General features: G+C 58.4%; 21 protein-coding genes. 6 read left to right on the plus strand and 15 right to left on the minus strand.

The window, feature by feature from the left end:
• The first annotated feature begins 74 nt into the window (after nucleotides 1-74).
• Entirely contained in the window at nucleotides 75-980 is a 906-nt protein-coding gene (locus I9H07_RS05295; RefSeq protein WP_024675182.1) for a flagellar protein MotY, read from the plus strand.
• A gap of 120 nt (nucleotides 981-1,100) precedes the next feature.
• Nucleotides 1,101-2,318, plus strand: a complete 1,218-nt coding sequence (locus I9H07_RS05300; RefSeq protein WP_024647085.1) for an argininosuccinate synthase — start codon at nucleotides 1,101-1,103, stop codon at nucleotides 2,316-2,318.
• Nucleotides 2,319-2,675: 357 nt separating this feature from the next.
• On the opposite strand, the gene I9H07_RS05305 is transcribed toward I9H07_RS05300, so the two are convergent.
• Nucleotides 2,676-3,203: a hypothetical protein gene (locus tag I9H07_RS05305; protein WP_080394624.1), complete on the minus strand. Its 528-nt coding sequence runs from the start codon at nucleotides 3,201-3,203 to the stop codon at nucleotides 2,676-2,678.
• A gap of 1,217 nt (nucleotides 3,204-4,420) precedes the next feature.
• Between I9H07_RS05305 and I9H07_RS05310 the strand changes: the two genes are divergently transcribed.
• On the plus strand, nucleotides 4,421-5,047 hold the full coding sequence (locus I9H07_RS05310) for a response regulator transcription factor (RefSeq protein ID WP_002554843.1): 627 nt from the start codon (nucleotides 4,421-4,423) through the stop codon (nucleotides 5,045-5,047).
• A gap of 91 nt (nucleotides 5,048-5,138) precedes the next feature.
• Here I9H07_RS05310 and I9H07_RS05315 read toward each other — a convergent pair whose 3' ends face one another.
• The 4 genes from I9H07_RS05315 to metG all read right to left on the minus strand — a co-directional run bounded on the left by I9H07_RS05315 (nucleotide 5,139) and on the right by metG (nucleotide 9,117).
• On the minus strand, nucleotides 5,139-5,321 hold the full coding sequence (locus I9H07_RS05315) for a PA3496 family putative envelope integrity protein (protein WP_024675184.1): 183 nt from the start codon (nucleotides 5,319-5,321) through the stop codon (nucleotides 5,139-5,141).
• A gap of 107 nt (nucleotides 5,322-5,428) precedes the next feature.
• Nucleotides 5,429-6,067 carry an endonuclease III gene (gene nth / locus I9H07_RS05320; RefSeq protein WP_024675185.1) on the minus strand — a complete coding sequence of 213 codons (639 nt, stop codon included), beginning with the start codon at nucleotides 6,065-6,067 and terminating at the stop codon, nucleotides 5,429-5,431.
• Entirely contained in the window at nucleotides 6,064-6,939 is an 876-nt protein-coding gene (gene rsxB / locus I9H07_RS05325; RefSeq protein WP_024675186.1) for an electron transport complex subunit RsxB, read from the minus strand. Before rsxB ends, nth begins: the two co-directional genes overlap by 4 nt.
• Before the next feature lie 129 nt (nucleotides 6,940-7,068).
• Nucleotides 7,069-9,117 carry a methionine--tRNA ligase gene (gene metG / locus I9H07_RS05330; protein WP_248957196.1) on the minus strand — a complete coding sequence of 683 codons (2,049 nt, stop codon included), beginning with the start codon at nucleotides 9,115-9,117 and terminating at the stop codon, nucleotides 7,069-7,071.
• 173 nt (nucleotides 9,118-9,290) lie between these two features.
• Here metG and apbC point away from each other — a divergent pair, with 173 nt between their 5' ends.
• The gene (apbC, locus tag I9H07_RS05335; protein WP_024647091.1) at nucleotides 9,291-10,385 is read left to right on the plus strand and encodes an iron-sulfur cluster carrier protein ApbC; all 1,095 of its coding nucleotides are present in this window, start codon (nucleotides 9,291-9,293) and stop codon (nucleotides 10,383-10,385) included.
• A gap of 138 nt (nucleotides 10,386-10,523) precedes the next feature.
• On the opposite strand, the gene I9H07_RS05340 is transcribed toward apbC, so the two are convergent.
• Nucleotides 10,524-10,733 (minus strand): cold-shock protein, encoded by a 210-nt coding sequence (locus tag I9H07_RS05340; RefSeq protein WP_002554837.1) that lies wholly within the window; start codon nucleotides 10,731-10,733, stop codon nucleotides 10,524-10,526.
• A gap of 319 nt (nucleotides 10,734-11,052) precedes the next feature.
• Between I9H07_RS05340 and dcd the strand changes: the two genes are divergently transcribed.
• Both dcd and I9H07_RS05350 read left to right on the plus strand, forming a co-directional pair.
• The gene (dcd, locus tag I9H07_RS05345) at nucleotides 11,053-11,619 is read left to right on the plus strand and encodes a dCTP deaminase (RefSeq protein ID WP_003381535.1); all 567 of its coding nucleotides are present in this window, start codon (nucleotides 11,053-11,055) and stop codon (nucleotides 11,617-11,619) included.
• 112 nt (nucleotides 11,620-11,731) lie between these two features.
• A complete protein-coding gene (locus I9H07_RS05350) occupies nucleotides 11,732-11,953 on the plus strand; it encodes a hypothetical protein (RefSeq protein WP_024647092.1) in 222 nt (73 codons plus the stop codon).
• 61 nt (nucleotides 11,954-12,014) lie between these two features.
• Here I9H07_RS05350 and pdeM read toward each other — a convergent pair whose 3' ends face one another.
• The 9 genes from pdeM to I9H07_RS05395 all read right to left on the minus strand — a co-directional run bounded on the left by pdeM (nucleotide 12,015) and on the right by I9H07_RS05395 (nucleotide 22,771).
• Complete coding sequence (pdeM, locus tag I9H07_RS05355; protein WP_058392570.1) at nucleotides 12,015-12,671, minus strand: ligase-associated DNA damage response endonuclease PdeM; 657 nt, start codon at nucleotides 12,669-12,671, stop codon at nucleotides 12,015-12,017.
• The gene (locus tag I9H07_RS05360) at nucleotides 12,668-15,160 is read right to left on the minus strand and encodes a ligase-associated DNA damage response DEXH box helicase (RefSeq protein ID WP_236424273.1); all 2,493 of its coding nucleotides are present in this window, start codon (nucleotides 15,158-15,160) and stop codon (nucleotides 12,668-12,670) included. Before I9H07_RS05360 ends, pdeM begins: the two co-directional genes overlap by 4 nt.
• A gap of 326 nt (nucleotides 15,161-15,486) precedes the next feature.
• Nucleotides 15,487-16,251: an ABC transporter ATP-binding protein gene (locus I9H07_RS05365; protein WP_024672849.1), complete on the minus strand. Its 765-nt coding sequence runs from the start codon at nucleotides 16,249-16,251 to the stop codon at nucleotides 15,487-15,489.
• Nucleotides 16,252-16,260: 9 nt separating this feature from the next.
• Nucleotides 16,261-17,379 carry a succinylglutamate desuccinylase/aspartoacylase family protein gene (locus I9H07_RS05370; RefSeq protein WP_236424275.1) on the minus strand — a complete coding sequence of 373 codons (1,119 nt, stop codon included), beginning with the start codon at nucleotides 17,377-17,379 and terminating at the stop codon, nucleotides 16,261-16,263.
• 2 nt (nucleotides 17,380-17,381) lie between these two features.
• Nucleotides 17,382-18,092: an ABC transporter permease gene (locus tag I9H07_RS05375; protein ID WP_024672851.1), complete on the minus strand. Its 711-nt coding sequence runs from the start codon at nucleotides 18,090-18,092 to the stop codon at nucleotides 17,382-17,384.
• Complete coding sequence (locus I9H07_RS05380; protein WP_024672852.1) at nucleotides 18,089-18,817, minus strand: ABC transporter permease; 729 nt, start codon at nucleotides 18,815-18,817, stop codon at nucleotides 18,089-18,091. The genes I9H07_RS05375 and I9H07_RS05380 overlap by 4 nt, the downstream gene beginning before the upstream one ends.
• Before the next feature lie 80 nt (nucleotides 18,818-18,897).
• Entirely contained in the window at nucleotides 18,898-19,680 is a 783-nt protein-coding gene (locus I9H07_RS05385) for a transporter substrate-binding domain-containing protein (protein ID WP_024672853.1), read from the minus strand.
• Nucleotides 19,681-20,024: 344 nt separating this feature from the next.
• A complete protein-coding gene (locus I9H07_RS05390; protein ID WP_236424277.1) occupies nucleotides 20,025-21,728 on the minus strand; it encodes an ATP-dependent DNA ligase in 1,704 nt (567 codons plus the stop codon).
• A complete protein-coding gene (locus tag I9H07_RS05395) occupies nucleotides 21,725-22,771 on the minus strand; it encodes a ligase-associated DNA damage response exonuclease (protein ID WP_024672855.1) in 1,047 nt (348 codons plus the stop codon). Before I9H07_RS05395 ends, I9H07_RS05390 begins: the two co-directional genes overlap by 4 nt.
• Nucleotides 22,772-23,094: the final 323 nt, after the last annotated feature.

The following is a 23,094-nucleotide window of genomic DNA, read 5'->3' on the forward strand; positions in this document are numbered from 1 at the left end:
TTGCATGAAGTTACCGATAGCTCCCCTGTAAGGAAGTATTTTCTGTTTCGCGTTCATTTCCAGTGGAGCCTCCCGTGCGCCAGCGATATTTAGCCCTGCTCAGCATGTTTGCCAGCCTTCCGGTGATGGCTATCAATTTCCAGACGCGTCTGGAGAGCATCGAGTGGAAAGTCGAAGGCGATCAATTCGAGTGCCGCCTGACTCAGCCGATCACCGATTTCGGTGCGGGCGAGTTTGTGCGTCGTGCGGGCGAGCAGGCGACGTTTCGCCTCAAGGCTGCTTACAACATGCTGGGCAATGGCTCTGCGACGTTGCTGGCCGCTGCTGCTCCGTGGCAACCGGGGCGCGGTGACATCAACCTCGGATCGGTGCGCGTCAGCAATGGCGACATTCCGTTCAATACCTCTCAGGCGCAGGCCGGGCGGTTGATCAATGGCCTGATGGACGGGCGCAGTCCGCTCATTCGGCATTACAACCGCGACGGCGGGCAGATGGAAATTCGCTTGCTGCCCGTCAAGTTCAGCAAGGCGTTCAGCGATTATCAGGCTTGCACCGCGAAGCTGTTGCCGATGAATTTCGATCAGATCAAACAGGCCGAAGTCGGCTTCCCGGGTGGCGGTATCGAGCTGGATGCCGCAGCCAAGGCGCGTCTGGACAACATGGTGGCCTATTTGAAGGCTGACCCGACTGTCAACCGTATCGAGCTGGATGGCCATTCGGACAACAGCGGCAACCGCCTGACCAATCGTGACCTGTCACGTCGTCGTGCGCTGGCGGTCATGGATTATTTCAAGGCGCAGGGCATTCCCGAACAGCAGATCACCCTGCGTTTCCACGGCGAACGTTACCCGCTGGCGCCTAACACCAACAACGCCAATCGCGCGCGCAACCGCCGCGTGAACGTGCACCTGGAACGGGTGGCTCCGGAAGAACGCCCGGTGCCGGTCGCCTCCTCGGCAAGCGCTGCGCATACCTCGTAAATCCTGTCTGTAGTTGCCGCTGAACGTCGCTTAGTCGTCACAAGCTGTCGCGCCCCTGTAAATTTGCTGGTTTGAACGGTAGAATCAGCGGTTTTCCGTACAACCTGGTGGAGTGATGGCATGGCGGACGTAAACAAGGTAGTTCTCGCGTATTCCGGTGGCCTGGATACTTCGGTAATCCTCAAGTGGCTGCAAGATACGTACAACTGCGAAGTGGTGACCTTTACCGCTGACCTGGGTCAGGGTGAAGAAGTCGAACCGGCACGCGCCAAGGCTCAGGCCATGGGCGTCAAGGAAATCTACATCGACGACCTGCGCGAAGAGTTCGTGCGTGATTTCGTATTCCCGATGTTTCGTGCCAACACCGTCTATGAAGGCGAGTACCTGCTGGGTACATCCATCGCTCGTCCGCTGATCGCCAAGCGTCTGATCGAGATTGCCAACGAAACCGGCGCTGACGCCATTTCCCACGGCGCAACCGGTAAAGGCAACGATCAGGTCCGTTTCGAACTGGGCGCCTACGCGCTGAAGCCGGGCGTCAAAGTGATCGCTCCGTGGCGCGAATGGGATCTGCTGTCGCGTGAAAAGCTGATGGACTACGCCGAGAAGCACAACATTCCGATCGAGCGTCACGGCAAGAAAAAATCGCCGTACTCCATGGATGCCAACCTGTTGCATATCTCCTATGAAGGCGGCGTGCTGGAAGACACCTGGACCGAGCACGAAGAAGAGATGTGGCGCTGGACCAAGTCCCCTGAGGACGCGCCGAACGTTGCGACTTACCTTGAACTGACCTACCGCAATGGCGATATCGTTGCGCTGGACGGCGTCGAGATGACTCCGGCCACCGTGCTGGCAACCCTGAACCGCATTGGCGGCGAAAACGGCATTGGTCGTCTGGATATCGTGGAAAACCGCTACGTGGGCATGAAATCCCGTGGCTGCTATGAGACGCCGGGTGGCACCATCATGCTGCGCGCTCACCGTGCTATCGAATCGATCACGCTGGACCGCGAAGTCGCTCACCTCAAGGATGAGTTGATGGTGAAATACGCCAGCCTGATCTACACCGGTTACTGGTGGAGCCCTGAGCGCCTGATGCTGCAACAGATGATCGATGCGTCCCAGGCTCATGTGAATGGTGTGGTGCGTCTCAAACTCTATAAGGGCAATGTCATCGTCACAGGCCGCAAGTCCGACGATTCGTTGTTCGATGCCAACATTGCAACATTCGAAGATGACGCAGGTGCCTACGATCAGGCCGACGCAGCAGGCTTTATCAAGCTCAACGCGTTGCGTATGCGGATCGCTGCGAACAAGGGCCGCAAACTGTTCTGATTGCGTGTACTTGTCTGTCAGGTGCAGCCCCTTGCAGGGCTGCATCTGAATACTATTCTTCCTGTTTGAACGTGCCGTCCAGACATCGTCTTATCGATAGCCGGGCGGGTAATAATGAGTGTTGCAGTGCAACAACGCCACGTTGAATACTGTAAAGCCTCTAAGGATTGCTCAAAGCACGCTGCACGTGTTCTATAAAGCGATTTGTACTTTCCTGCAGGTAATGTCGCATTCCCGATTTTACAGGTAGTCCCCTGTCGAGCCTTTCAAAGGCTGTTTGCACATAACGCCCGATCGGTTCATGAGTGTCTACATCCTCCTTGTCGAAACGTCTGATGAATCAGTTTGTACGGAGCGTCATGGTGTATCGCTGTCGCGGCGTTGCCGGAATTCGATACGGTATGCCTTGCCGATGTCCCACACCTGCCTGAGGGTAAGGTCCAGCACCTGTGCAATCTCCGATGCGGTGTAGCCCAGGCTCGAGTAGTGCAAGGCGTGGCCCGCAACTACATCGTCGACGTCACCAGAATCATGCCGGACCTCCCTTCTCAATGCGCGAACAGGCTGACTAAAGCTGATTTTCACGCCGTTCTCGGAGGCCAGCTGCCGAATATCTTTCCTGTTCATCCGTAATGAATACTGCAAGGCGGTAAAGCCGGCACCCTTGGCTGCCAGGCACCTCAGCAGTTCCACTTTGGCCGCTTGTTCGAGGCTGATATCGGCGGCCACAGACGGATCGGTTGATGAGGTGGCTGCTGAGCCTGCTGTTTCGCCATCCGCGATGACGGCGATAACACCGCCTTTGGCAACAAACGTGCTCACCGCCTTGGTTAGGTCAAGAGGGGTGGGCTCACTTGCGGGGGAACGAGAGTGTTTGTTGTTCATGATATATCCCTTTTTGAACATGGTTATACACATGACCATTCAAAGAAGTTGTCACGCGTCCAGGTGCGCTTCAAAAGCGTGTGTGATAGGCCATGTGCGTATCGTCGAAATCCGTCCGACGCGTGTGGTGTGCATGAACGCCGCAATAGCACTGTTTGTTTGAGTTATTCATATGGCAAAGTCTATTTAACGGCCGTTATCAGTGACTTGATATTAAAAAAGTAACGACTGGTAATAAGATTTGCAAGTGAAAAGTGGAGGGGTAGATAAATTGAACAGAGCCTCTTTATAGAGTCTTACAAGTTTTAGTTTGGCGTCTGGTACCTGTGTAGTCCTTTTCCTGTTTGATGCGATGGGTATAGAACTGAAATAAAATATGGTATTAGCTGCTTGTCAAATCAGCCATCAGTGGTCTTAAGTAGTGTAGGGTGATGCCATCCTCTCTGTAAGGATTCATGAATGTACGCACTTCAGGGCTGTAGCCGGGGCGGAGGGGTATCGTGCTGGCTGGGCTGTTGCGGTATGAGGCGATTACAGTTATGCGACTTCGTTGTAGGAATTTTCTGTTCCACCTGTAAGAAGCGTCCTTATATAAATATTTGTACGGAATTCAACGGCAAATGTGTAATTTTTTATCACCCTTTACGTATTAAGGGGGGTACCTGATCAGCGATGAATTATAAGGCAGAGGCGGGTCGATGCTGAATGCTCAGGTAGGACTCTGATTTTTGATATATAAAAGCTTCATTTGCAGATAACGGCTCGTCAACGTTCTATATTCATGTAGAGGCCTTCAGGCGAGCAGCACTGGGGGCATGGCGACAGGCCGAAGCAGTTCAAGATCGCTGGCTATAGGCCACTTAAATTGTGCGGTCGGTCACCAGCAGCAAGCGTTTAAAGAGACTTTAACAGCGGTAGCGTGATCAGGCAGAACATGACGTGATGGCCTGATCGTGTCACGCCCAATTATCTACTGGTGTCACGATGCTTTATGTCATCGACCCCAGCAGCAACAATTCATCGGATTCCGAAAAGGAAGGCTCTGTGAAAATTAATAAAAAGTATGCGTTCGTGCCGAGTTTTGTAGGAAGTTTCTGCTGTAATTGTAGGAATGGTCTTTGGCTGTCAGTCCTCAGGGGTGAGCGCCATGCAAAGCAGTAAACGACTAAGTTATTGTGCTGGCTCTGAAAATTCGAATAGCGAAAAATGGACTGCCCATGAATAAAGTGCTGATCGTGGATGATCATCCCGTCATTCGCCTTGCTGTGCGCATGCTGATGGAGCGTCATGGCTATGAGGTCATTGCGGAGACTGACAACGGTGTGGATGCGCTGCAGCTCGCACGCGAGCACCTGCCCGATATCGTCATTCTCGACATCGGTATTCCCAAACTCGACGGACTCGAGGTCATTGCCCGGTTGTCGGCCATGACATTGCCATTCAAGGTTCTTATCCTGACGTCCCAGGCTCCAGGCCATTTCTCGATGCGCTGCATGCAGGCGGGGGCTGCCGGTTATGTCTGCAAGCAGCAGGACCTGACCGAATTGCTCAGCGCCATCAAAGCGGTACTGTCGGGTTACAGCTATTTCCCCAATCAGGCTTTGCATACCGTACGGTCGAGCATGGGAAATGCGAGCGAATCAGACATGGTCGATCGTCTGTCCGGTCGGGAGATGATGGTTCTGCAACAACTGGCCAGAGGGAAGACCAACAAGGAAATTGCTGACGGGATGTTTCTGAGCAATAAAACCGTGAGTACTTACAAGACGCGCCTGCTGCTCAAGCTGAATGCTCATTCTCTGGTCGATCTGATTGAACTGGCCCAACGCAACGGGCTGGTCTGAAGCCGGCTACCCAGTGAGCTCCGCCTGGGCCCTGCGGTCGTAGCCTCTATTTTCACGGTATCGAGGCCTCTTCCTGGAGGCTTCGAACTGTCTAGAGATCAAAGTCGTAGTCAGCCAGCTGTTTCTGCAGTCGCCGTTCTTCCAGAAGATTGTCGATGGTGCGCCGTTTGCTCAGATTGGTCTTCGCTGGCTCGACGCTCACCTGTTCGCTTTCGTCTGCATCGGCGGCGATCAGTTCATCATCAACATCCAGTTGCTCTTTGCCAGTACTCATGCAGTTGACTCCAAGGCTTGGTTTCTCTCTGGCGCACCTTATATCGACAATCCACGGACGGGTAAAAAAGATTTTTTCAATCGATCTACAGACAATTCCCGATCTGCTCAATCGTCGGAGGTTTTCTCCTTGTAATCGCACAAGTCCTCGATACGGCAGCTGCCGCAACGCGGCTTGCGGGCCTGGCAGACGTAGCGCCCATGCAGGATCAGCCAGTGGTGGGCATCGAGAAGGTAGTTTTTAGGCACAAACTTCATCAACTGCTTCTCGACCTCCACCACGTTTTTCCCGGGCGCAATGCCGGTGCGGTTACTGACGCGAAAGATGTGCGTATCAACGGCCATGGCAATCTGCCGGAAAGCCGTATTGAGCACCACATTGGCAGTCTTGCGTCCAACGCCCGGCAGCGCTTCGAGCGCTTCCCGGGTTTGCGGTACTTCGCCGTTGTGCAGCTCCACCAGCATGCGGCAGGTTTCGATCACGTTTTTGGCCTTGCTGTTGTACAGGCCAATCGTCTTTATGTATTCCGACAAACCTTCGACGCCAAGGTCATAGATCGCCTGCGGCGTGTTGGCGACCGGGTAGAGTCTGGCCGTTGCCTTGTTGACGCTGACGTCGGTTGCCTGAGCAGAAAGGATCACCGCAATCAGCAGCTCGAAGGGCGTTGTGTAGGCCAGTTCGGTCTTGGGGTCCGGATTGTCCTCGTGCAGCCTGCGAAAGATTTCCTGACGTTTTGCAGCATTCATGGACAGAACGTTTCCTGAGTATCGGTCGTGGAAGAAGCGGTCAGCAGTGTATTGAGCGCCTGCTCGGCCGCTTCGTACTCGCGTTGTAACTCCACAAGCCTGGCAGCCTGTTCCGCAACAGGAGGATGGCCGAACGCCTTGAGCGACTTGTTCAGCTGCGCACGGCTCATGGCCAGTGCGATCCTGGCTTTTTTCAGGGCGTCATCGGGTGTCGCAGCCTTGTCGGGCTGAACATGTTTTACGGCAGAGCCAAGGGCAGTGTCACGGCTGGCTTCGGTTTTTTTGCTGCGGGCGAGGCGCTCTGCCAGGCGCGCCTGCTGTTCGCGATGCAAGCGTGCGTTACGCGACTCGAAACGCAGGCGGGCATGGGTGCGTTTTTTCAGGCGTGCCTGTTGCAGCTCCGTGGTTGGCGCCAGACCACCCACTATCGGCGTGACCATCGCTAACGGCAGAGGACGCATTTCAATGCAATCGACCGGGCAGGGCGCAACGCAGAGATCGCAGCCCGTGCATTCATCGATGATCACGGTATGCATCAGCCTGGCTGCGCCGACAATCGCGTCTACCGGGCAGGCCTGGATGCATTTGGTACAGCCGATGCATTCCGCTTCACGGATAAAGGCGACCTGGGCGGGTGCCGAACCGCGTTCGGTATCCAGCGGCAGGGTCGGTACAGACAGCAGATCGGCCAGTTGAGCAATGGTTTCCTCACCGCCTGGCGGACATTTATTGATGGCTTCGCCGCCCGCAATACCGTCGGCGTAGGGCTGGCAGCCGGAATGACCGCACTTGCCGCACTGGGTCTGCGGCAGAAGTGCGTCGATGCGCTGGACCAGCTCCACGCTCGGGAGTAAACGAATCAAGTCAGTCATGATCTTTTGGGTGGCGAACGGCCTGTTCGGGATCTTTGGCGACCCATGTTAACGGCCGCCGGTGAGTCTTGCGAACACACGAAGGCCCGGTATCCGCTGCCATTGAGCGGATACCGGGCCTCGTGGATGTTACTTGATTCGCTGACCTGGCCTGGCGCCGCTGTCGGGGCTGAGCAGGTAGATTTCCTCGCCGCCAGGACCTGCCGCCATCACCATGCCTTCCGAGATACCGAAACGCATTTTGCGTGGCTTGAGGTTGGCGATCATCATCGTCAAACGACCTTCCAGCTCGGCCGGGTTCGGGTAGGCACTCTTGATTCCGGAGAAGACGTTGCGCTGCTCGTCACCGATATCCAGCGTCAGGCGCAACAGCTTGTCGGCACCTTCGACGTGTTCGGCCTTGAGAATCAGGGCAACGCGCAAATCGACGGCGGCGAACGTATCGAAATCGATTTCCGCAGACAACGGGTCCTTGGTCAGTTCGCCATTGCCGGCTGGCGCGGCGTCAGTCTGGGTATCCGTGGCAGTCAGGTCTTCCTTCGACGCCGTGTCCATGGCCTCTACCTTGACCGGGTCGATCCGCGTCATCAGTGCCGAAAACGGGTTGAGCTGATGATTGACCAGCAAGGTCTTGTGATCATCCCAGGTCAGCGGCGCGACGTTGAGGAATTTTTCGGCGTCAGCGGCCAGATTCGGCAGCACCGGCTTGAGGAAAATGACCAGTTGGCGGAACAGGTTGATGCCCAGAGCACAGACTGCCTGGACTTCGTCCTGTTTACCTTCCTGTTTGGCCAGCGCCCAGGGTGCCTTTTCTGCGATATAGGCGTTGGCGCGGTCGGCCAGCGCCATGGTCTCGCGCATGGCGCGGGCGAAGTCGCGGGCTTCGTAGGCGTCGGCAATGCTCGGCGCGGCAGCCAGGAACGCGTCGGTCAGTTCAGGCGCTGCATTGGTCTCGACCATCACACCGGCATTGCCCTTGTGAATGAACCCGGCGCACCGGCTGGCAATGTTCACGACCTTGCCGATCAGGTCGGAATTGACCTTCTGCACAAAGTCTTCGAGATTCAGGTCCAGATCGTCTACGCCGCGGCCCAGTTTCGACGCGTAGTAGTAGCGCAGGTATTCCGGCGGCAAATGATCGAGATAAGTGCGTGCCTTGATGAAGGTGCCGCGCGATTTCGACATTTTCTGGCCGTTGACGGTCAGGTAGCCATGGACATTGATGCCGGTCGGTTTGCGCAGGTCTGCGCCTTCCAGCATCGCAGGCCAGAACAGGGCGTGGAAGTTGACGATGTCCTTGCCAATGAAATGGTACAGCTCGGTGGTCGCGTCCTTACCCCAATACGCGTCGAAGTCCAGATCCGGACGACGTGCACACAGGTTCTTGAAGCTGGCCATGTAGCCGATCGGCGCATCGAGCCAGACGTAGAAATATTTGCCTGGTTCGTCTGGAATTTCGAAACCGAAATACGGCGCATCGCGGGAGATGTCCCACTGTTGCAGGCCGCTGTCGAGCCATTCGGCGATCTTGTTGGCCACCGCGTCCTGCAATGTACCGCTGCGCGTCCAGCTTTTCAGCATGGCGTCGAAGGCTGGCAGGTCGAAGAAGAAGTGCTTCGAATCCTTGAGGACGGGCGTTGCACCGGAAATAGCCGACTTGGGGTCTTTCAGATCGGTCGGGGCGTAGGTGGCACCGCATTTTTCGCAGTTATCGCCATACTGGTCTTCAGCCGCGCATTTCGGGCAGGTGCCCTTGATGAAGCGGTCGGCCAGGAACATTTTCTTTTCCGGGTCGAAATACTGGGTTACCGAACGTGTGGCGATATGGCCCGCATCACGCAGGCGCTTGTAGATCATGCTCGACAGCTCGCGGTTTTCATCCGAGTGCGTCGAGTGGAAGTTGTCGAATTCCACCAGGAAGTCGGCAAAGTCGGCGCTGTGTTCAGCTTTGACGTTGTCGATCAGTTGTTCCGGGGTGATGCCTTCCTTCTCGGCGCGCAGCATGATTGCCGAACCGTGAGCGTCGTCCGCGCAGACATAAATGCATTGGTTGCCGCGGTGCTTCTGGAAACGCACCCACATGTCGGTCTGGACGTACTCGAGCATGTGGCCAAGGTGAATGGAACCATTGGCATAGGGCAGGGCGCTGGTAACGAGAATCTTGCGTGGCTCGGACATGGGGCTCGGCTACTTGAAGTGAAACGGAGGTCGGCCACTATAAAGGTCTGAGCAATTTTTTTCACCCCGCGCGGCTGTGGCAATGCGCCTGAAGATGTGCCGAAATCATGTGGGCACCTGGCAGAACAGGTACGATAGCTGCCTGTTTTAGTCAGTCTTTTCGGAGTAAGCCCATGAGCGCAGTCAATCGCGCAGCGGTGGAGACGATTCTTCGCCAGTACACCGACCCTTATCTGAATCAGGACCCGGTCAGCGCCGGTTGCGTCAGGTCCATCGACATTCAGGGTACGCACGTCAGTGTGCAGCTTGAGCTGGGTTACGCCGCTGATCTGTTCAGGAACGGCTGGGCGCAGGTCCTGAAAACCGCCATCGAAAATCTGGACGGCGTGACGTCAGCTAGAGTGGACATAAACAGTGTGATCGTTGCGCACAAGGCGCAGAGCCAGATCCCCGGCCTGGCCAATGTGAAGAATATTGTCGCCGTGGCGTCTGGCAAGGGTGGCGTGGGCAAATCCACCACGGCCGCCAATCTGGCACTGGCTTTGTCTCGCGAAGGCGCACGGGTCGGGATTCTTGATGCGGATATCTATGGGCCGAGTCAGGGCGTGATGTTCGGCATCCCAGAGGGGACGCGGCCGAAGATCAAGGATCAGAAATGGTTCGTGCCGATCGAGGCGCACGGCATCGACGTGATGTCGATGGCCTTTCTGACCGATGACAACACGCCGATGGTCTGGCGCGGGCCGATGGTGTCAGGCGCATTGCTGCAACTGGTGACCCAGACTGCCTGGAATGACCTCGATTATCTGGTTATCGACATGCCGCCCGGCACCGGAGACATTCAGTTGACGCTGGCGCAGAAGGTTCCGGTCGCCGGTGCGGTGATCGTCACCACGCCTCAGGACCTGGCGTTGCTGGATGCAAAAAAAGGTGTCGAGATGTTCCGCAAGGTCAATATTCCGGTGTTGGGTGTCGTGGAGAACATGGCGGTGCATATCTGCTCGAATTGCGGACATGCCGAGCACTTGTTCGGCGAAGGCGGAGGCGAGAAGCTGGCGTCGCAGTACGATGTCGAGTTGCTTGCATCACTGCCGTTGTCGATGCTGATTCGCGAGCAGGCAGATGGCGGCAAGCCGACGGCGATTGCCGAGCCGGAAAGTCAGATTGCGATGGTTTATCAGGAGCTGGCGCGGCACGTCGGCGCACGTATCGTGTTGCAGGAAGCTGCCAGCCCGGCCATGCCGACCATTTCGGTCAGCGACGACTGATTCTGTAGCGATGCTCTGGTGGGGGAGGTGGCGGTTCGGCCTTCCCTGATCAGGCCTGATGGGCGGGCGAATGCTTAAACAGCAGGCAATAAAAAACCCCGCTTTTAAGGGCGGGGTTTTTAAGCGAATCAGTACAAGTTAGATAACTTGAACTTCTTCAGCTTGCATGCCTTTCTGACCGCGGGTAGCGATGAAAGAAACCTGTTGGCCTTCTTTCAGGCTTTTGAAGCCGTCGGATTGGATAGCTTTGAAGTGCACGAACAGGTCGTCACCGGATTGTGGAGTGATGAAGCCGAAGCCTTTTTCATCGTTGAACCACTTAACGGTACCAGTTTGGCGATTAGACATAGTATATCTCCTTGGACAAAGTTAACTGCGGCGTAGGAAGAGCCCTGGCCGAGACTGAGTGCAAAGAGCTGGAAAATTCATGGAGATGGTTGGATCGAAATTCAACATCGTGTAGAGATTCTCAGTGACACAAGCAACACAGTGACGCCACCTTAACCCTTTTTTTCGAACGTGCCAATGGTCTGTTGATGATTATTTCCATTCGCAGCGAATCGACGTGGCGCGCTAGCCAAACTCTCTATCTGTTGTCTTTGAACCGTCGGCCCCACCCCGGTAAGATGCCGGATATCTTTTTTACCTCGCTATTCAGGACACCGCCATGAGCATCAAATCAGACAAGTGGATTCGCCGCATGGCGCAGGAACACGGGATGATCGAGCCTTTCGTCGAGCGTCAGGTACGTGGCGAAGGCGCCAACCGGGTGATCTCTTTCGGTGTGTCCAGCTACGGCTACGACGTGCGTTGCGCGGACGAATTCAAGGTGTTCACCAACATCAATTCGGCGACGGTCGACCCGAAAAATTTCGATGAAAAAAGTTTTGTCGATATCAAAAGTGACGTGTGCATCATCCCGCCGAACTCGTTCGCGCTGGCCCGCACCGTCGAATATTTCCGCATTCCACGTAATGTCCTGACGATCTGTCTGGGCAAAAGCACCTATGCGCGTTGCGGCATCATCGTTAACGTCACGCCGCTTGAACCGGAGTGGGAAGGTCACGTGACGCTGGAGTTCTCCAATACCACGACCTTGCCGGCCAAGATCTACGCCAACGAGGGTGTGGCGCAGATGCTGTTTCTCGAATCCGATGAGGAATGCGAAGTTTCCTATAAGGACCGTGGCGGCAAGTACCAGGGCCAGCGTGGCGTGACCCTGCCGCGCACTTGATTTGCGAGTCAGGCGACTAGTGGAATTGAATTAATACTCTATTTTGTACTCTATCTGTTCACACGCTTTCGCATAATCATGACGTGCGATGGCCTTTGATCTGGAGTGCCCTATGAAGACTCATTTTAAAATCTCTGACCAGGTTCAATCTCCACTTAACGAGATCGGTTTGCTGGCCTGGTCATTGATGGCTCATTCGGACCTTCTTCCTGAGCTCAACATGGTCGGCGGGGGAATTCCGGGTGATCCGGGCCCTGATACACCGTACCCGGAGCCTACAGAGCCGGGCGGGCCTACCGTGCCGGACGAACCACCGCCAGCACCGGTTGCCTGATTCGGCAACGCCTGCCCGCTTGCCCGGCGAGCGGGCGCTTGTCATCGGCCTGCAGCATCGGTCAGATCACTCGCCAGACGGCATCCCCGCCCGTTACATAGACTGAGCTGCCTTCCACCGGCCGGATACGGAACCCTCCTGTGAACTCGCCAAACGCTGGTAGCAGGGTGACCCGTGTGCCGATGTAGAAACACGTCAGCCGCAGGCTCTGCCGACCGCGTCCATACAGGTGATAGACCGGGTGGACGTGACCGGCCAGCACATGAAGCTCGGGATGCGGGTCAGGTTCGTGCTGCAGAGCGAACGGGCCCACAATCAGCGGCTCTGGCACCACGTCGATATTCAGGTAAGCGGGCGGATCGCCTGCGCGCTTGTCATGATTGCCCCGGATCAGCGTGATAGGCAGCGTCGGGCGTTCTGCTCGCCAGTGTTCCAGCGCTGCCAACGTGCCCGCGGCATGTGATTCGGGCGCATGCAGAAAATCCCCCAGAAAGATCAGGTGCTCACAGGGGTACTCGTTCAGCAGGCTGTCGAGTCGGCGCAGATTTTCCTGAGTAGTGCCATGTGGCACCGGTTGCCCAAGTTTGCGGTAGGCCGCTGCCTTGCCGAAATGCGCGTCGGCGATCAGCAGGGCGCGTCTGGCGGGGTAGTAGATCGCCTTGTCGGCCAGCAACCAGAGCTCTTCGCCCGCCAGCGTTATGCTCAGGTAAGGCTTCATTGTTCATGCTCCGGGCCTGCTGCCTTCTCGAGGTCGCGGACCATGCGGGCAATGCGGTCGGCCAGTTTTTCCGAACTGAGGCTTTCGCGAAAGCGCTCTACCAACAGTGGGAATGCCAGCGGCGTCGCACGTTTTATCGCGTGCAGGTCCAGCCTGCGGCGGTTGATCTGCCTCAGGGTCAGTTCAAGACGCTGCAGGTCCAGCTCCTGACGCAGCACCTCTTCCTGAGCCTGGGTCAGCAGCATGTTATTGGCGTCGTACTGTTTGAACACTTCGAAAAACAGCCCGCTCGAGGCCTGAAGCTGGCGGTTACTTTTGGCCGCGCCGGGGTAGCCGGAAAATACCAGCCCGGAGATGCGGGCAATTTCCCGGAAGCGTCGCAGCGCCAGTTCACCTGCGTTGAGGCTGGCCATGATGTCGGCGAGCAGATCGGTTTCACTGAACAGTTCGGCATTCAAGGCTTCGGCCCAGTTGATTTCGCTGGCGCTGAGCAGCTCCAGGCCATAGTCGTTGACCGCAATCGAGAAGGTCAGTGGCCGATCACGGCTGAGCCGCCACGCTAGCAGGCTGCCCAGCCCCAGATGCACATGCCGCCCGGCAAACGGGTAGAGAAACAGGTGCCAGCCTTCACGGGACTTGAGCGTTTCAACCAGCAATGTATCGCGCTGCGGCAGGGCAGACCACTGTTGCTGCACTTCCAGCAAGGGCCTGATGGCCTGCATTTCCGGGCTGTTGAATTCTCCCCGTGCGGCAGCATCGAATTTCTCTACCACCGCGCCCGCCAGTTCGCTGGACAGGGGCATTCGCCCGCCATTCCAGCGTGGTACGGCGGCTTTCTTGCCGGTCGCGCGTTTGACGTAGGCGGTCATGTTTTCGACGCGAACCAGCTCCAGCAGGCGCCCGCCGAACAGAAAGCCGTCGCCGGGCTTGAGCCGGGCGATAAAGCCTTCTTCAACGCTGCCCAGCGAGCCGCCTCCGCCGCCTTTTTTCCAGTATTTCAGGTTGACGGTGGCCTCACTGACGATTGTGCCGACGCCCATCCGATGGCGACGTGCCAGGCGTGCATCCGGCACTCGCCAGACGCCGTGTTCGTCGGGCTCTGCGCGGCGGTAGTCGGGATAAGCGGTCAGCGAGTGGCCACCGTTGCGTACAAACGCCAGCGCCCATTGCCATTGTTCGTCGCTGAGGTCCCGGTAGGCCCAGGCGGTGCGCACTTCGGTCAGCAGTTCGTCAGGCAGAAAACCGCCGCCCAGTGCCATGCTGACCAGGTGCTGGACCAGCACGTCCAGCGGCTGGTACGGCGATTCGCGTGGTTCGATCATGCGGGCGGCCACGGCGTCGTGCGCAGCGGCGGCTTCCACCAGCTCAAGGCTATGGGTCGGCACCAGCGTCACGCGAGAAGGGCGGCCCGGCGCATGCCCCGAACGTCCGGCGCGCTGCATGAGGCGGGCGACGCCTTTGGGCGAGCCAATTTGCAGCACGCGCTCGACCGGCAGAAAATCAACGCCCAGGTCGAGGCTGGAGGTACACACCACGGCTTTGAGCGAACCCTCTTTCAGGGCACGCTCAACCCAGTCGCGTACCTCGCGGGCCAGCGACCCGTGGTGCAGCGCAATCAGACCAGCCCAGTCCGGGCGAGCTTCGAGCAGCGCCTGATACCAGATTTCCGATTGTGCCCGGGTGTTGGTGAACACCAGGCAACTAGCGCTGCTTTCTACCTCTGCCACCACCTGCGGCAACATGCGCAGGCCCATATGCCCGGCCCACGGGAAGCGCTCGATGGACGGCGGCAGGAGCGTATCGACCTGCAAATCCTTGACGATCTTGCCCTGCACGGTCACGCCGCCATCGCCAATCAGCACCTGTTGGGCGTGCTGCTGATTGCCGAGTGTTGCAGAAATGCCCCACACAATCAGTTGCGGATTCCACTGGCGCAGACGGGCCAGCGCCAGTTGCAACTGCACACCGCGTTTGTTGCCGATCAGCTCGTGCCACTCGTCTACGACGACCATCTTCAGCGTCGACAAGGCGACCTGCGCATCGGCGCGGGTCAGCAGCAGGGTCAGACTCTCGGGTGTGGTGATCAGCGCAGACGGCAGACGACGACCCTGACGTGCACGCTCGCTGCTGCTGGTATCGCCGGTGCGCAACCCCACCGACCACGCAATACCCAGCTCGCCTAGCGGTGCTTCAAGCGCGCGGGCGGTATCGGCGGCCAGGGCGCGCATGGGTGTGATCCATACGACACTCAACGGCGCGGCGGGTGGTTTGCGTTTGCGGGGTTTGTCGTCGGCGGTCAGCGTATTGGCTTTGGCGAATCGATTGAGGGCGGCGAACCACACGGCGTAGGTCTTGCCCGAGCCGGTACTGGCATGCAGCAGCCCGGACTCACCCTTTTTCACCGCTGCCCAGACTTCCTTCTGAAACGCGAATGGCTTCCAGCCCTTGGCAAGAAACCATTGCTGAGCGAAATCGGTGGGTCTGCTCATCCGTTTGAGTATGCTCTGAGGGGTGTTAAGTCAGAGACAGCGGAGAAAGGGTAATAGTTTTAAATGGTTATGGGGTTGATCGCTCGTAGATTCCGGGGAAACGAGATTCGACTCTTGGGCCGATGCGCAGCGCTCATCGTAAGACATAAATCTGACGGACTATCGTGCCGATGCTCCGCGTCGGCATGCAGTTCTGGACGCTCTGCGTCCTGGTTGTGACGCAGAGCGTCACGAAGTGCATTCCCACGCTGGAGCGTGGGGACGATAGTCGTGGATATTTCAGTCCCGGTTTCCAGGCATTTCCGGCCTTGGCACAAAAAAACGTGCTACTTCAGATTGCCACTCAAAAACTGCTGCAAACGCTCGCTCTTCGGGTTATTGAGTACGTCGTCCGGGTGGCCGGATTCTTCGATCTGCCCTTGGTGCAAAAACACCACCTGGCTGGCAACCTTGCGGGCGAAGCCCATTTCGTGAGTGACCAGAATCATGGTCCGGCCTTCTTCTGCCAGGCCCTGAATGACTTTCAGTACCTCACCCACCAGCTCCGGGTCGAGCGCCGAGGTCGGTTCGTCGAACAGCATGATTTCCGGTTCCATCGCCAGCGCCCGGGCGATTGCCACGCGCTGCTGCTGGCCGCCAGACAGGAACGCCGGGTACTGACCGGCTACTCGCTCCGGCAGGCCGACTTTTTCCAGGTATTTGCGCGCGCGGGCCTCGGCTTCAGCCTTGGGCACGCCCAGCACGCGGCGAGGCGCCATGCTGATGTTTTCCAGTACGGTCATGTGCGCCCACAGGTTGAAATGCTGAAACACCATCGCCAGGCGGGTGCGGATGCGTTGCAGCTCGTCCGGGTCGGCCACGCGCATGCCGTCCTTGTCGCTGACCATGCGCACTTGCTTGCCGTCCAGGCTCATTGCCCCGTCGTTGGGCTGTTCGAGAAAGTTGATGCAGCGCAGGAACGTGCTCTTGCCCGAGCCGCTGGCGCCGATCAGGCAGATCACATCACCGCTGCTGGCCTTGAGCGATACGCCTTTGAGCACTTCGTTGTCGCCGTAGCGCTTGTGCAGGCCATCGATGGTCAGTTTGTACATGACAGGTCCTCAAGGAGAAAGTAGATAGCCGCTGCGATAAGCCTGAGTGCCCGCGATATGAGCGATGACCATGCCCGCCGTCGCCATGCGGCGCAGCGAGCGTGCGTACAGCAGGCCGCCATTAACGGCATGGATACAGGTCACGCTGTCGCTGATCGGGTCGATGACCTCGGCAATCAGTTGGCCAGCCTCGACGTATTCGCCGGGCATCGCGCAAAACACCAGCAGGCCGCCGACCGGCGTCGCGACCGGTTCGACCGCTGCCAGCGGCGTAGCGGGGTAGAGCAATTCAGGAGGCGGCGACAGCTCGCCCTCTATCAGGCCGGCGTCGATCAGGTAGTGAATGATCGCCTGGCAGTCGCGGCTGGCGAGGGCATGATTGACATCGCCCTGGCCACGCAGCTCCAGGGTTACCGAAAAGCTGCCCATCGGCATCGGGAAGCGCTCGCCGAAGCGTTGCTGCAATTGCCACCAGACCAGCGTGAAGCATTCATCGAATGATTGACCGCCCGAGTCGGTGGCCAGCAGGCTCGCCTGCGCGCCCAGATAACGCGACAGCGTCTCGACTTTTGGCCAGGCTTCCGGCGTGGTGTACAGGTGTTCGACCGACTCGAAATCACAGTGCAGGTCCAGCACCATGTCGGCGTCGCAAGCCAGGCGTTGCAGCGTCAGGCGTAGCGACTCCAGCTGAGTGGTTGCCGTCTGAGCATTCAGTGCCGCCCGCAGGCTTTCACGCACCAGCGTGCGGTTTTGCTCGGCGTCGGCGGTCAGTCGTGCTTCGATCGCATCGCCGACCTGCGCGCCGAGGTCGCTGAACCGGCGATTGAAGTTCTGCCCGCTTTCCAGTTCGTAGCGCCCCAGCGGCGTGTCCATCAGCACCTGTTCCAGGCCAATCGGGTTGGCGACCGGCACCACCACGATTTCGCCCAGCAGCCGGCCGGCACTTTCCAGTTCGGCCAAGCGCTGCTTCAAGTACCAGGCGACCAGCATCCCCGGCAGCTCGTCAGCGTGCAGGGACGCCTGAATGTAGACTTTGCCCGCGCCGTCCTGCGGCCCGTAATGAAAGCTGTGAAGGTGCCGGGCAGTGCCCGGCACGGGAGACAGCAAGTCGTGGGTGTGATGGCGCATGATCAGCGGGCCGGGCCGAGAAAGGCCAGCCAGCGCCGTTCTGCCAGACGAAACAGTCCGACCAGGATAAAGGTGACGGTCAAGTACATGACGGCAGCGATGCCGAACGACTGGAAGGTCATGAAGGTCGCGGAGTTGGCGTCCCGTGCCACTTTGAGAATGTCCGGCACTGTTGCGGTGAACGCGACGGTGGTCGAATGCAGCATCAGGATCACTTCGTTGCTGTAATACGGCAGCGAGCGACGCAGCGCCGACGGCATGATCACGTAGGCGTAAAGCTTCCAGCCGGTCAGGCCGTAAGCCTTGGCGGCTTCGACTTCACCATGGGCCATGCTGCGAATCGCACCGGCGAAGATTTCCGTGGTGTACGCGCAGGTGTTCAGGGCGAAGGCCAGGATCGTGCAGTTCATCGCATCACGAAAGAACGCATCCAGTACCGGCTGCTCGCGCACCGCAGCGAGGCTGTAAATACCGGTGTAGCAAATCAGCAACTGTATATAGAGCGGCGTGCCGCGAAACAGGTAGGTGTAGAACTGTACCGGCCAGCGCACCCAGCGGTTGTTCGACACGCGGGCGATGGACAGCGGAATGGACACGCAGAAACCGATGGCAATCGAGGCGCTGAGCAGCCACAGGGTCATGGCCAGACCGGTGATATTCACGCCGTCTGTATAAAGGAAGGGTTTCCAGTATTCCTGTAACAACTCGATCATCGCTGGGCCTCCCGACTGCCTGCGGCGTAATGCCGTTCAGCCCAACGCAGGGCGAAGTTCGAGGCGCTGGTGATCAGCAGGTAGATCAGCGCCGCCAGCACCAGAAAGTAAAACAGCTGGTAAGTACTTTTACCGGCGTCCTGCGAGGCCTTGACCAGATCGGCCAGGCCGATGATCGACACCAGCGCAGTGGCCTTGAGCAGGACTTGCCAGTTGTTGCCGATGCCCGGCAGGGCGTAACGCATCATTTGCGGGAACACCACATAACGAAAACGCTGGCCGCGTTTCAGGCCGTAGGCAGTGGCTGCTTCGACCTGACCGCGAGGCACGGACAGAATCGCGCCACGGAACGTCTCGGTGAAATAGGCCCCATAAATGAAGCCCAGGGTGATGACGCCTGCGCCGAACGGATTGATTTCGATGTATTCCCATTCCATGGCGTCGGTGAGCATGGTCAGCCAGGTTTGCAGGCTGTAGAAAATCAGCAGCATCAACACCAGATCCGGTATGCCGCGGATCAGTGTTGTATAAATTTGGGCCGGTACGCGCAGCAGCGCTGAACTCGACAGTTTGGCAGTGGCCCCGATCAGCCCGAGCAGAATGCTCAGCGCGAGCGACAGTACAGCCAGTTTGACGGTCATCCAGGTGCCTTCCAGCAACAGCGGGCCAAAGCCCTTCAGGCTGAACGCCGAGAGTCCCAGGTTTTGCAGGAGTGCATCGAACATGGATAGGCCTTGCGTCTACAAACAGAAACGCCCATCAACCGGGCGGCGAATCATCGCCGAAATCGATGGGCGTCGGGGTGTTATTTGCCGCTGTACAGGTTCAGGTCACCGAAGTGCTTTTTCTGGATTGCGGCGTAGGTGCCGTCATCGTGCATCGCCTTGATGCCTTTATCCAGCAGCGCTTTCAGCTCTTTGTTGCCCTTGGCGATACCGATGGCTGTCTTGGCAGGCAGCAACTCGCTGTCGATCGGCTTGCTGACTTCATAATCAGCACCGGCTGGCGACTTCAGAAAGCCCAGTTCGGCTTGCAGCATGTCCTGGATCGAGGCGTCCAGACGGCCGGAAGTCAGGTCGGCGTATACCTGATCCTGGTTGGCGTAGGCCTTGGTGGTCACGCCTGCCTTGTCCAGCACGGCTTTGGCGTAGGCTTCCTGAATGGTGCCCTGCTCATAGCCCACGGTCTTGCCCTTCAGGCTGGCCGGGTCGGCAGTGAAGGCGGCACCTTTCTTGAACACCAGCGAGGTCGGGCCGGAGAACAGTTCGCTGGAGAAATCGATGACTTTCTCGCGGGCCGGGGTCACGGTCATCGAGGAGATCACGCCGTCGAATTTACGCGCCTTGAGGCCGGGAATCATGCCGTCGAAGTCGCTTTCGACCCATTTGCAGGTGACTTTCAGCTCTTTGCAGATCGCATTGCCCAGATCGATATCGAAGCCGACCAGGCTGCCATCAGCGGCTTTGGATTCGAACGGCGCATAGGATGGATCGACGCCAAAGCGCAGTTCTTTGTATTCCTTGGCCATGGTGTTACCGGCGGCGATGCACAGAGCCAGTGCAGAAAGAGTCAGCCATGCTTTTTTCATTGTTCAGTCCTTAAAACCTTAAATGGGGCGTTGGGAACACGCGAGGCTTGCTACCGGCGAGTGCCAGACTGGCTAAGGTTAGCAATTTCCGAACCATACAGATGAACGTGCGTTTGAAATGTAAGGGGTTGTCGCTATTTCGTATAAACCGCTGGCAATCTGCCTGCCCTGCGCGTTTAACGGGCCGGTGTTGATTGCCTGGCCTTAAAGCAGACGCCCGCTCTGGTGAGGCCGAACGGCAGAATAGTAACGAACGTGTGAAGTTTCCTACGAGCAGGCAGGTCGATTCATCTCACAGTGTTTTAAAAAGGTGCGCAGGATTTGGTGTGCGCTTTTTTGGTGCTTCAGTTGAGCAGGTCTTGTAGCGTTACCAGACTGTCTGCTTCCGCAACCGGCTTGTCCTGACGCCAGCGCAGCATGCGCGGGAAGCGCACGGCAATACCGCTTTTGTGGCGTTTGGACAGCGCGATGCCTTCAAAGCCCAGTTCAAACACCAGGGTCGGCGTCACACTGCTCACCGGTCCGAATTTTTCGACGGTGGTCTTGCGAACGATAGCGTCGACTTTGCGCATCTCTTCGTCGGTCAGCCCCGAGTAGGCCTTGGCGAATGGCACCAGTGTGCGCTCGCTTGCTTCCGGCGGGCCGTCCCATACGGCAAACGTGTAATCACTATAAAGGCTGGCACGTCGCCCATGGCCGCGCTGCGCGTAGATCAGCACGGCATCGACACTGAACGGGTCGATCTTCCATTTCCACCACACGCCCATGTCCTTGGTGCGCCCGACGCCATATAAAGAGTCGCGGGCCTTGAGCATCATGCCCTCGACGCCCAGGCTGCGGGAGGCTTCGCGCTGGGTGGCCAGGTCCAGCCAGTCCTTGCCATCGAGCACCGGGGAGGGCATCAGCACCTCGCTCTGGCAGCTTTCGATCAGGCTTTCCAGTTGGGTGCGACGCTCGTGTTGCGGTCGGCTGCGCCAGTCATCGCCCTGCCATTCCAGCAGGTCATACGCCAGCACCACCACGGGTACGTCAGTCAGGATTTTCTTGCCCAGTGTTTTGCGGCCGATGCGTTGTTGCAGCAAGGCAAAGGGTTGCACCGACGGCGCAGCTTGTGGCACATCGCTGTTCAATGCGAATTCTGCGCTGCTTTCAGGGTTTGCTTCGGGCGCTTTCCAGACCACGATTTCGCCATCGATGACGGTGCCGTCCGGCAGGCATTGCACCAGGCTGTGCAGTTCCGGAAAGCGATCAGTCACCAGTTCCTCACCCCGCGACCAGATCCACAACCTGCCGTCACGTTTGACCAACTGCGCACGAATGCCATCCCACTTCCATTCCACCTGCCAGTTTTCGGCAGCGCCCAGCAGCGTTTCGAACTGGTCGACCGGCTGTTGCAAGGAATGCGCAAGAAAGAACGGGTAGGGCTGGCCGCCACGTTGCGCGTGTTCGTCTTCCGATTCAGGCGCGATCAGCTTCAGATAACGCTCGGCGCTGGGCCGATGCGACAGGTCGGTATAGCCGACCAGCCGCTGGGCGACACGCTTGCTGTCGATGTCGGCCAGCGCTGCCAGGGCACGGGTGACCAGCAGCTTTGACACGCCAACGCGGAAGCTGCCGGTGATCAACTTGATACAGACCATCAGACTGCTGCGGTCCAGTTGCGACCAGAACAGGGGCAGCCGCTCGGCCAGCTCTTCAGGTGGCAGGCCGCGCAACGGCAAAAGCTTGTCTTCCATCCAGGTCGCCAGACCTTCGTCGTTGCTGTGATCTGCCTGAGGCAGTAACAGCGAGAGCGTTTCCGCGAGGTCGCCGACCGCCTGATAGCTTTCTTCGAACAGCCACTCCGGCAGGCTGGCCAGGGTCATGGCCTGCTCGCGCAGGACGCGGGTGGGGACCAGTTGGCGCGGACGGCCACCCGACAGAAAGTACACTGCCCAGGCTGCATCTTCCGGCGCGGCCTTTTCGAAATAGTCGCGCATGGCGGCCAGTTTGGCGTTACTGGAGGTGGTGGCGTCCAGTTGCGCGTACAGCTCGGCGAAGGCTTTCATGGCTGCGCCTCGCCAGCACTCGCTGCTTCAGGTTCAGCGGTGGCCGGGTTGCTGTCTTCTTCATCGCCGTATTCGGTACTGAAGCCCTGCGCGTCCAGCCCCAGTTCGCGCAAATAGCGCACCAGTATGCCAACCGAGCCATGGGTGACCATGACGCGCTCGGCGCCAGTCTGCTCGATGGCCCACAACAGGCCTGGCCAGTCGGCGTGATCAGAGAGCACGAAACCGCGGTCCACGCCGCGCCGCCGCCGGGTGCCGCGCAACATCATCCAGCCGCTGGCAAACGCATCGCTGTATTCGCCAAAGCGCTTCATCCAGCTGCTGCCGCCGGCAGAGGGCGGGGCGAGGATCAGCGCCTGACGCAGGGCGGGGTCGGTCTTCTTGAAGTCGCCTGCGTATTGGGTTTCCGGGATGCGGATACCGCCTTCACGATAGACACGGTTCAAGGGCTCGACGGCGCCGTGGACCAGAATCGGGCCGATCTGCGCGTCGATCCCGTGCAGAATGCGTTGCGCCTTGCCGAAAGAATAAGCGAACAGCACGCTGGCCTTGCCCTGCGCAGCATTGCCGCGCCACCACTGGTTGATGCCTTCGAAAATCTGCGATTGCGGTGCCCAGCGATAGATCGGCAGGCCGAAGGTCGATTCGGTGATAAACGTGTGGCAGCGCACCGGTTCGAATGGCGCACAGGTGCCGTCCGGCTCGACTTTGTAATCACCGGAAGCCACCCAGACTTCGCCCTGGTATTCCAGCCGCACTTGCGCTGAGCCCAGCACATGCCCGGCCGGGTGCAGACTCAGCTTCACGCCGTGATGGGTGATGGTTTCGCCATATTCCAGGGTTTGCAGATTGATGTCCTGGCCCAGACGCGAGCGCAGAATCCCTTCGCCACTGGCGGCTGACAGGTAATGCTGATTGCCGGTGCGGGCGTGATCGCCATGCGCATGAGTGATGACCGCCCGCTCCACCGAGCGCCACGGATCAATATAAAAATCCCCGGGCGGGCAATACAAACCTTCAGGACGAGCAACGACAAGATCCATGGGGCAACCGTATGGATGGGCTTGTTAGCTATGAGCCGGGGCGGGGCGGGAAGTTCGGGGAGTTTGCGTGAGCGTTACTGAGGATGAGTCGCGATAAGTGTCTTGGAGAACGCGATCGTGCATAAAAGCGCTTTTTTATCGCGATGGCACTGACGACGCAGAGTGCGACGTAAGTGACGGCTGAGCCCTGGCGCTGATCCGGGGGTAGCCTGGCAGGACGCCAGGCTAGCCGCACCGGGCCATGGATGGCCCGTTGCGGCGACCCCCGGATCAGTGTCAGGGCGAAGGAACCCGACGAAGTCGGGCCGGAAACGGAGCCGGGA

Source organism: Pseudomonas syringae, from assembly GCF_023278085.1.
Lineage (GTDB): Bacteria > Pseudomonadota > Gammaproteobacteria > Pseudomonadales > Pseudomonadaceae > Aquipseudomonas > Aquipseudomonas syringae_Q.

Bases quoted from the DNA above. Each gene is read 5' to 3' on its own strand.
- metG (WP_248957196.1), bottom strand. From the start codon at position 9,117: ATGTCCGAGCCACGCAAGATTCTCGTTACCAGCGCCCTGCCCTATGCC.
- dcd (WP_003381535.1), top strand. From the start codon at position 11,053: ATGAGCATCAAATCAGACAAGTGGATTCGCCGCATGGCGCAGGAACAC.
- I9H07_RS05300 (WP_024647085.1), top strand. From the start codon at position 1,101: ATGGCGGACGTAAACAAGGTAGTTCTCGCGTATTCCGGTGGCCTGGAT.
- I9H07_RS05365 (WP_024672849.1), bottom strand. From the start codon at position 16,251: ATGTACAAACTGACCATCGATGGCCTGCACAAGCGCTACGGCGACAAC.
- I9H07_RS05340 (WP_002554837.1), bottom strand. From the start codon at position 10,733: ATGTCTAATCGCCAAACTGGTACCGTTAAGTGGTTCAACGATGAAAAA.
- I9H07_RS05310 (WP_002554843.1), top strand. From the start codon at position 4,421: ATGAATAAAGTGCTGATCGTGGATGATCATCCCGTCATTCGCCTTGCT.
- apbC (WP_024647091.1), top strand. From the start codon at position 9,291: ATGAGCGCAGTCAATCGCGCAGCGGTGGAGACGATTCTTCGCCAGTAC.
- I9H07_RS05395 (WP_024672855.1), bottom strand. From the start codon at position 22,771: ATGGATCTTGTCGTTGCTCGTCCTGAAGGTTTGTATTGCCCGCCCGGG.
- I9H07_RS05305 (WP_080394624.1), bottom strand. From the start codon at position 3,203: ATGAACAACAAACACTCTCGTTCCCCCGCAAGTGAGCCCACCCCTCTT.
- I9H07_RS05390 (WP_236424277.1), bottom strand. From the start codon at position 21,728: ATGAAAGCCTTCGCCGAGCTGTACGCGCAACTGGACGCCACCACCTCC.
- I9H07_RS05370 (WP_236424275.1), bottom strand. From the start codon at position 17,379: ATGCGCCATCACACCCACGACTTGCTGTCTCCCGTGCCGGGCACTGCC.
- I9H07_RS05315 (WP_024675184.1), bottom strand. From the start codon at position 5,321: ATGAGTACTGGCAAAGAGCAACTGGATGTTGATGATGAACTGATCGCC.
- I9H07_RS05350 (WP_024647092.1), top strand. From the start codon at position 11,732: ATGAAGACTCATTTTAAAATCTCTGACCAGGTTCAATCTCCACTTAAC.
- nth (WP_024675185.1), bottom strand. From the start codon at position 6,067: ATGAATGCTGCAAAACGTCAGGAAATCTTTCGCAGGCTGCACGAGGAC.
- I9H07_RS05385 (WP_024672853.1), bottom strand. From the start codon at position 19,680: ATGAAAAAAGCATGGCTGACTCTTTCTGCACTGGCTCTGTGCATCGCC.
- rsxB (WP_024675186.1), bottom strand. From the start codon at position 6,939: ATGACTGACTTGATTCGTTTACTCCCGAGCGTGGAGCTGGTCCAGCGC.
- pdeM (WP_058392570.1), bottom strand. From the start codon at position 12,671: ATGAAGCCTTACCTGAGCATAACGCTGGCGGGCGAAGAGCTCTGGTTG.
- I9H07_RS05360 (WP_236424273.1), bottom strand. From the start codon at position 15,160: ATGAGCAGACCCACCGATTTCGCTCAGCAATGGTTTCTTGCCAAGGGC.
- I9H07_RS05380 (WP_024672852.1), bottom strand. From the start codon at position 18,817: ATGTTCGATGCACTCCTGCAAAACCTGGGACTCTCGGCGTTCAGCCTG.
- I9H07_RS05375 (WP_024672851.1), bottom strand. From the start codon at position 18,092: ATGATCGAGTTGTTACAGGAATACTGGAAACCCTTCCTTTATACAGAC.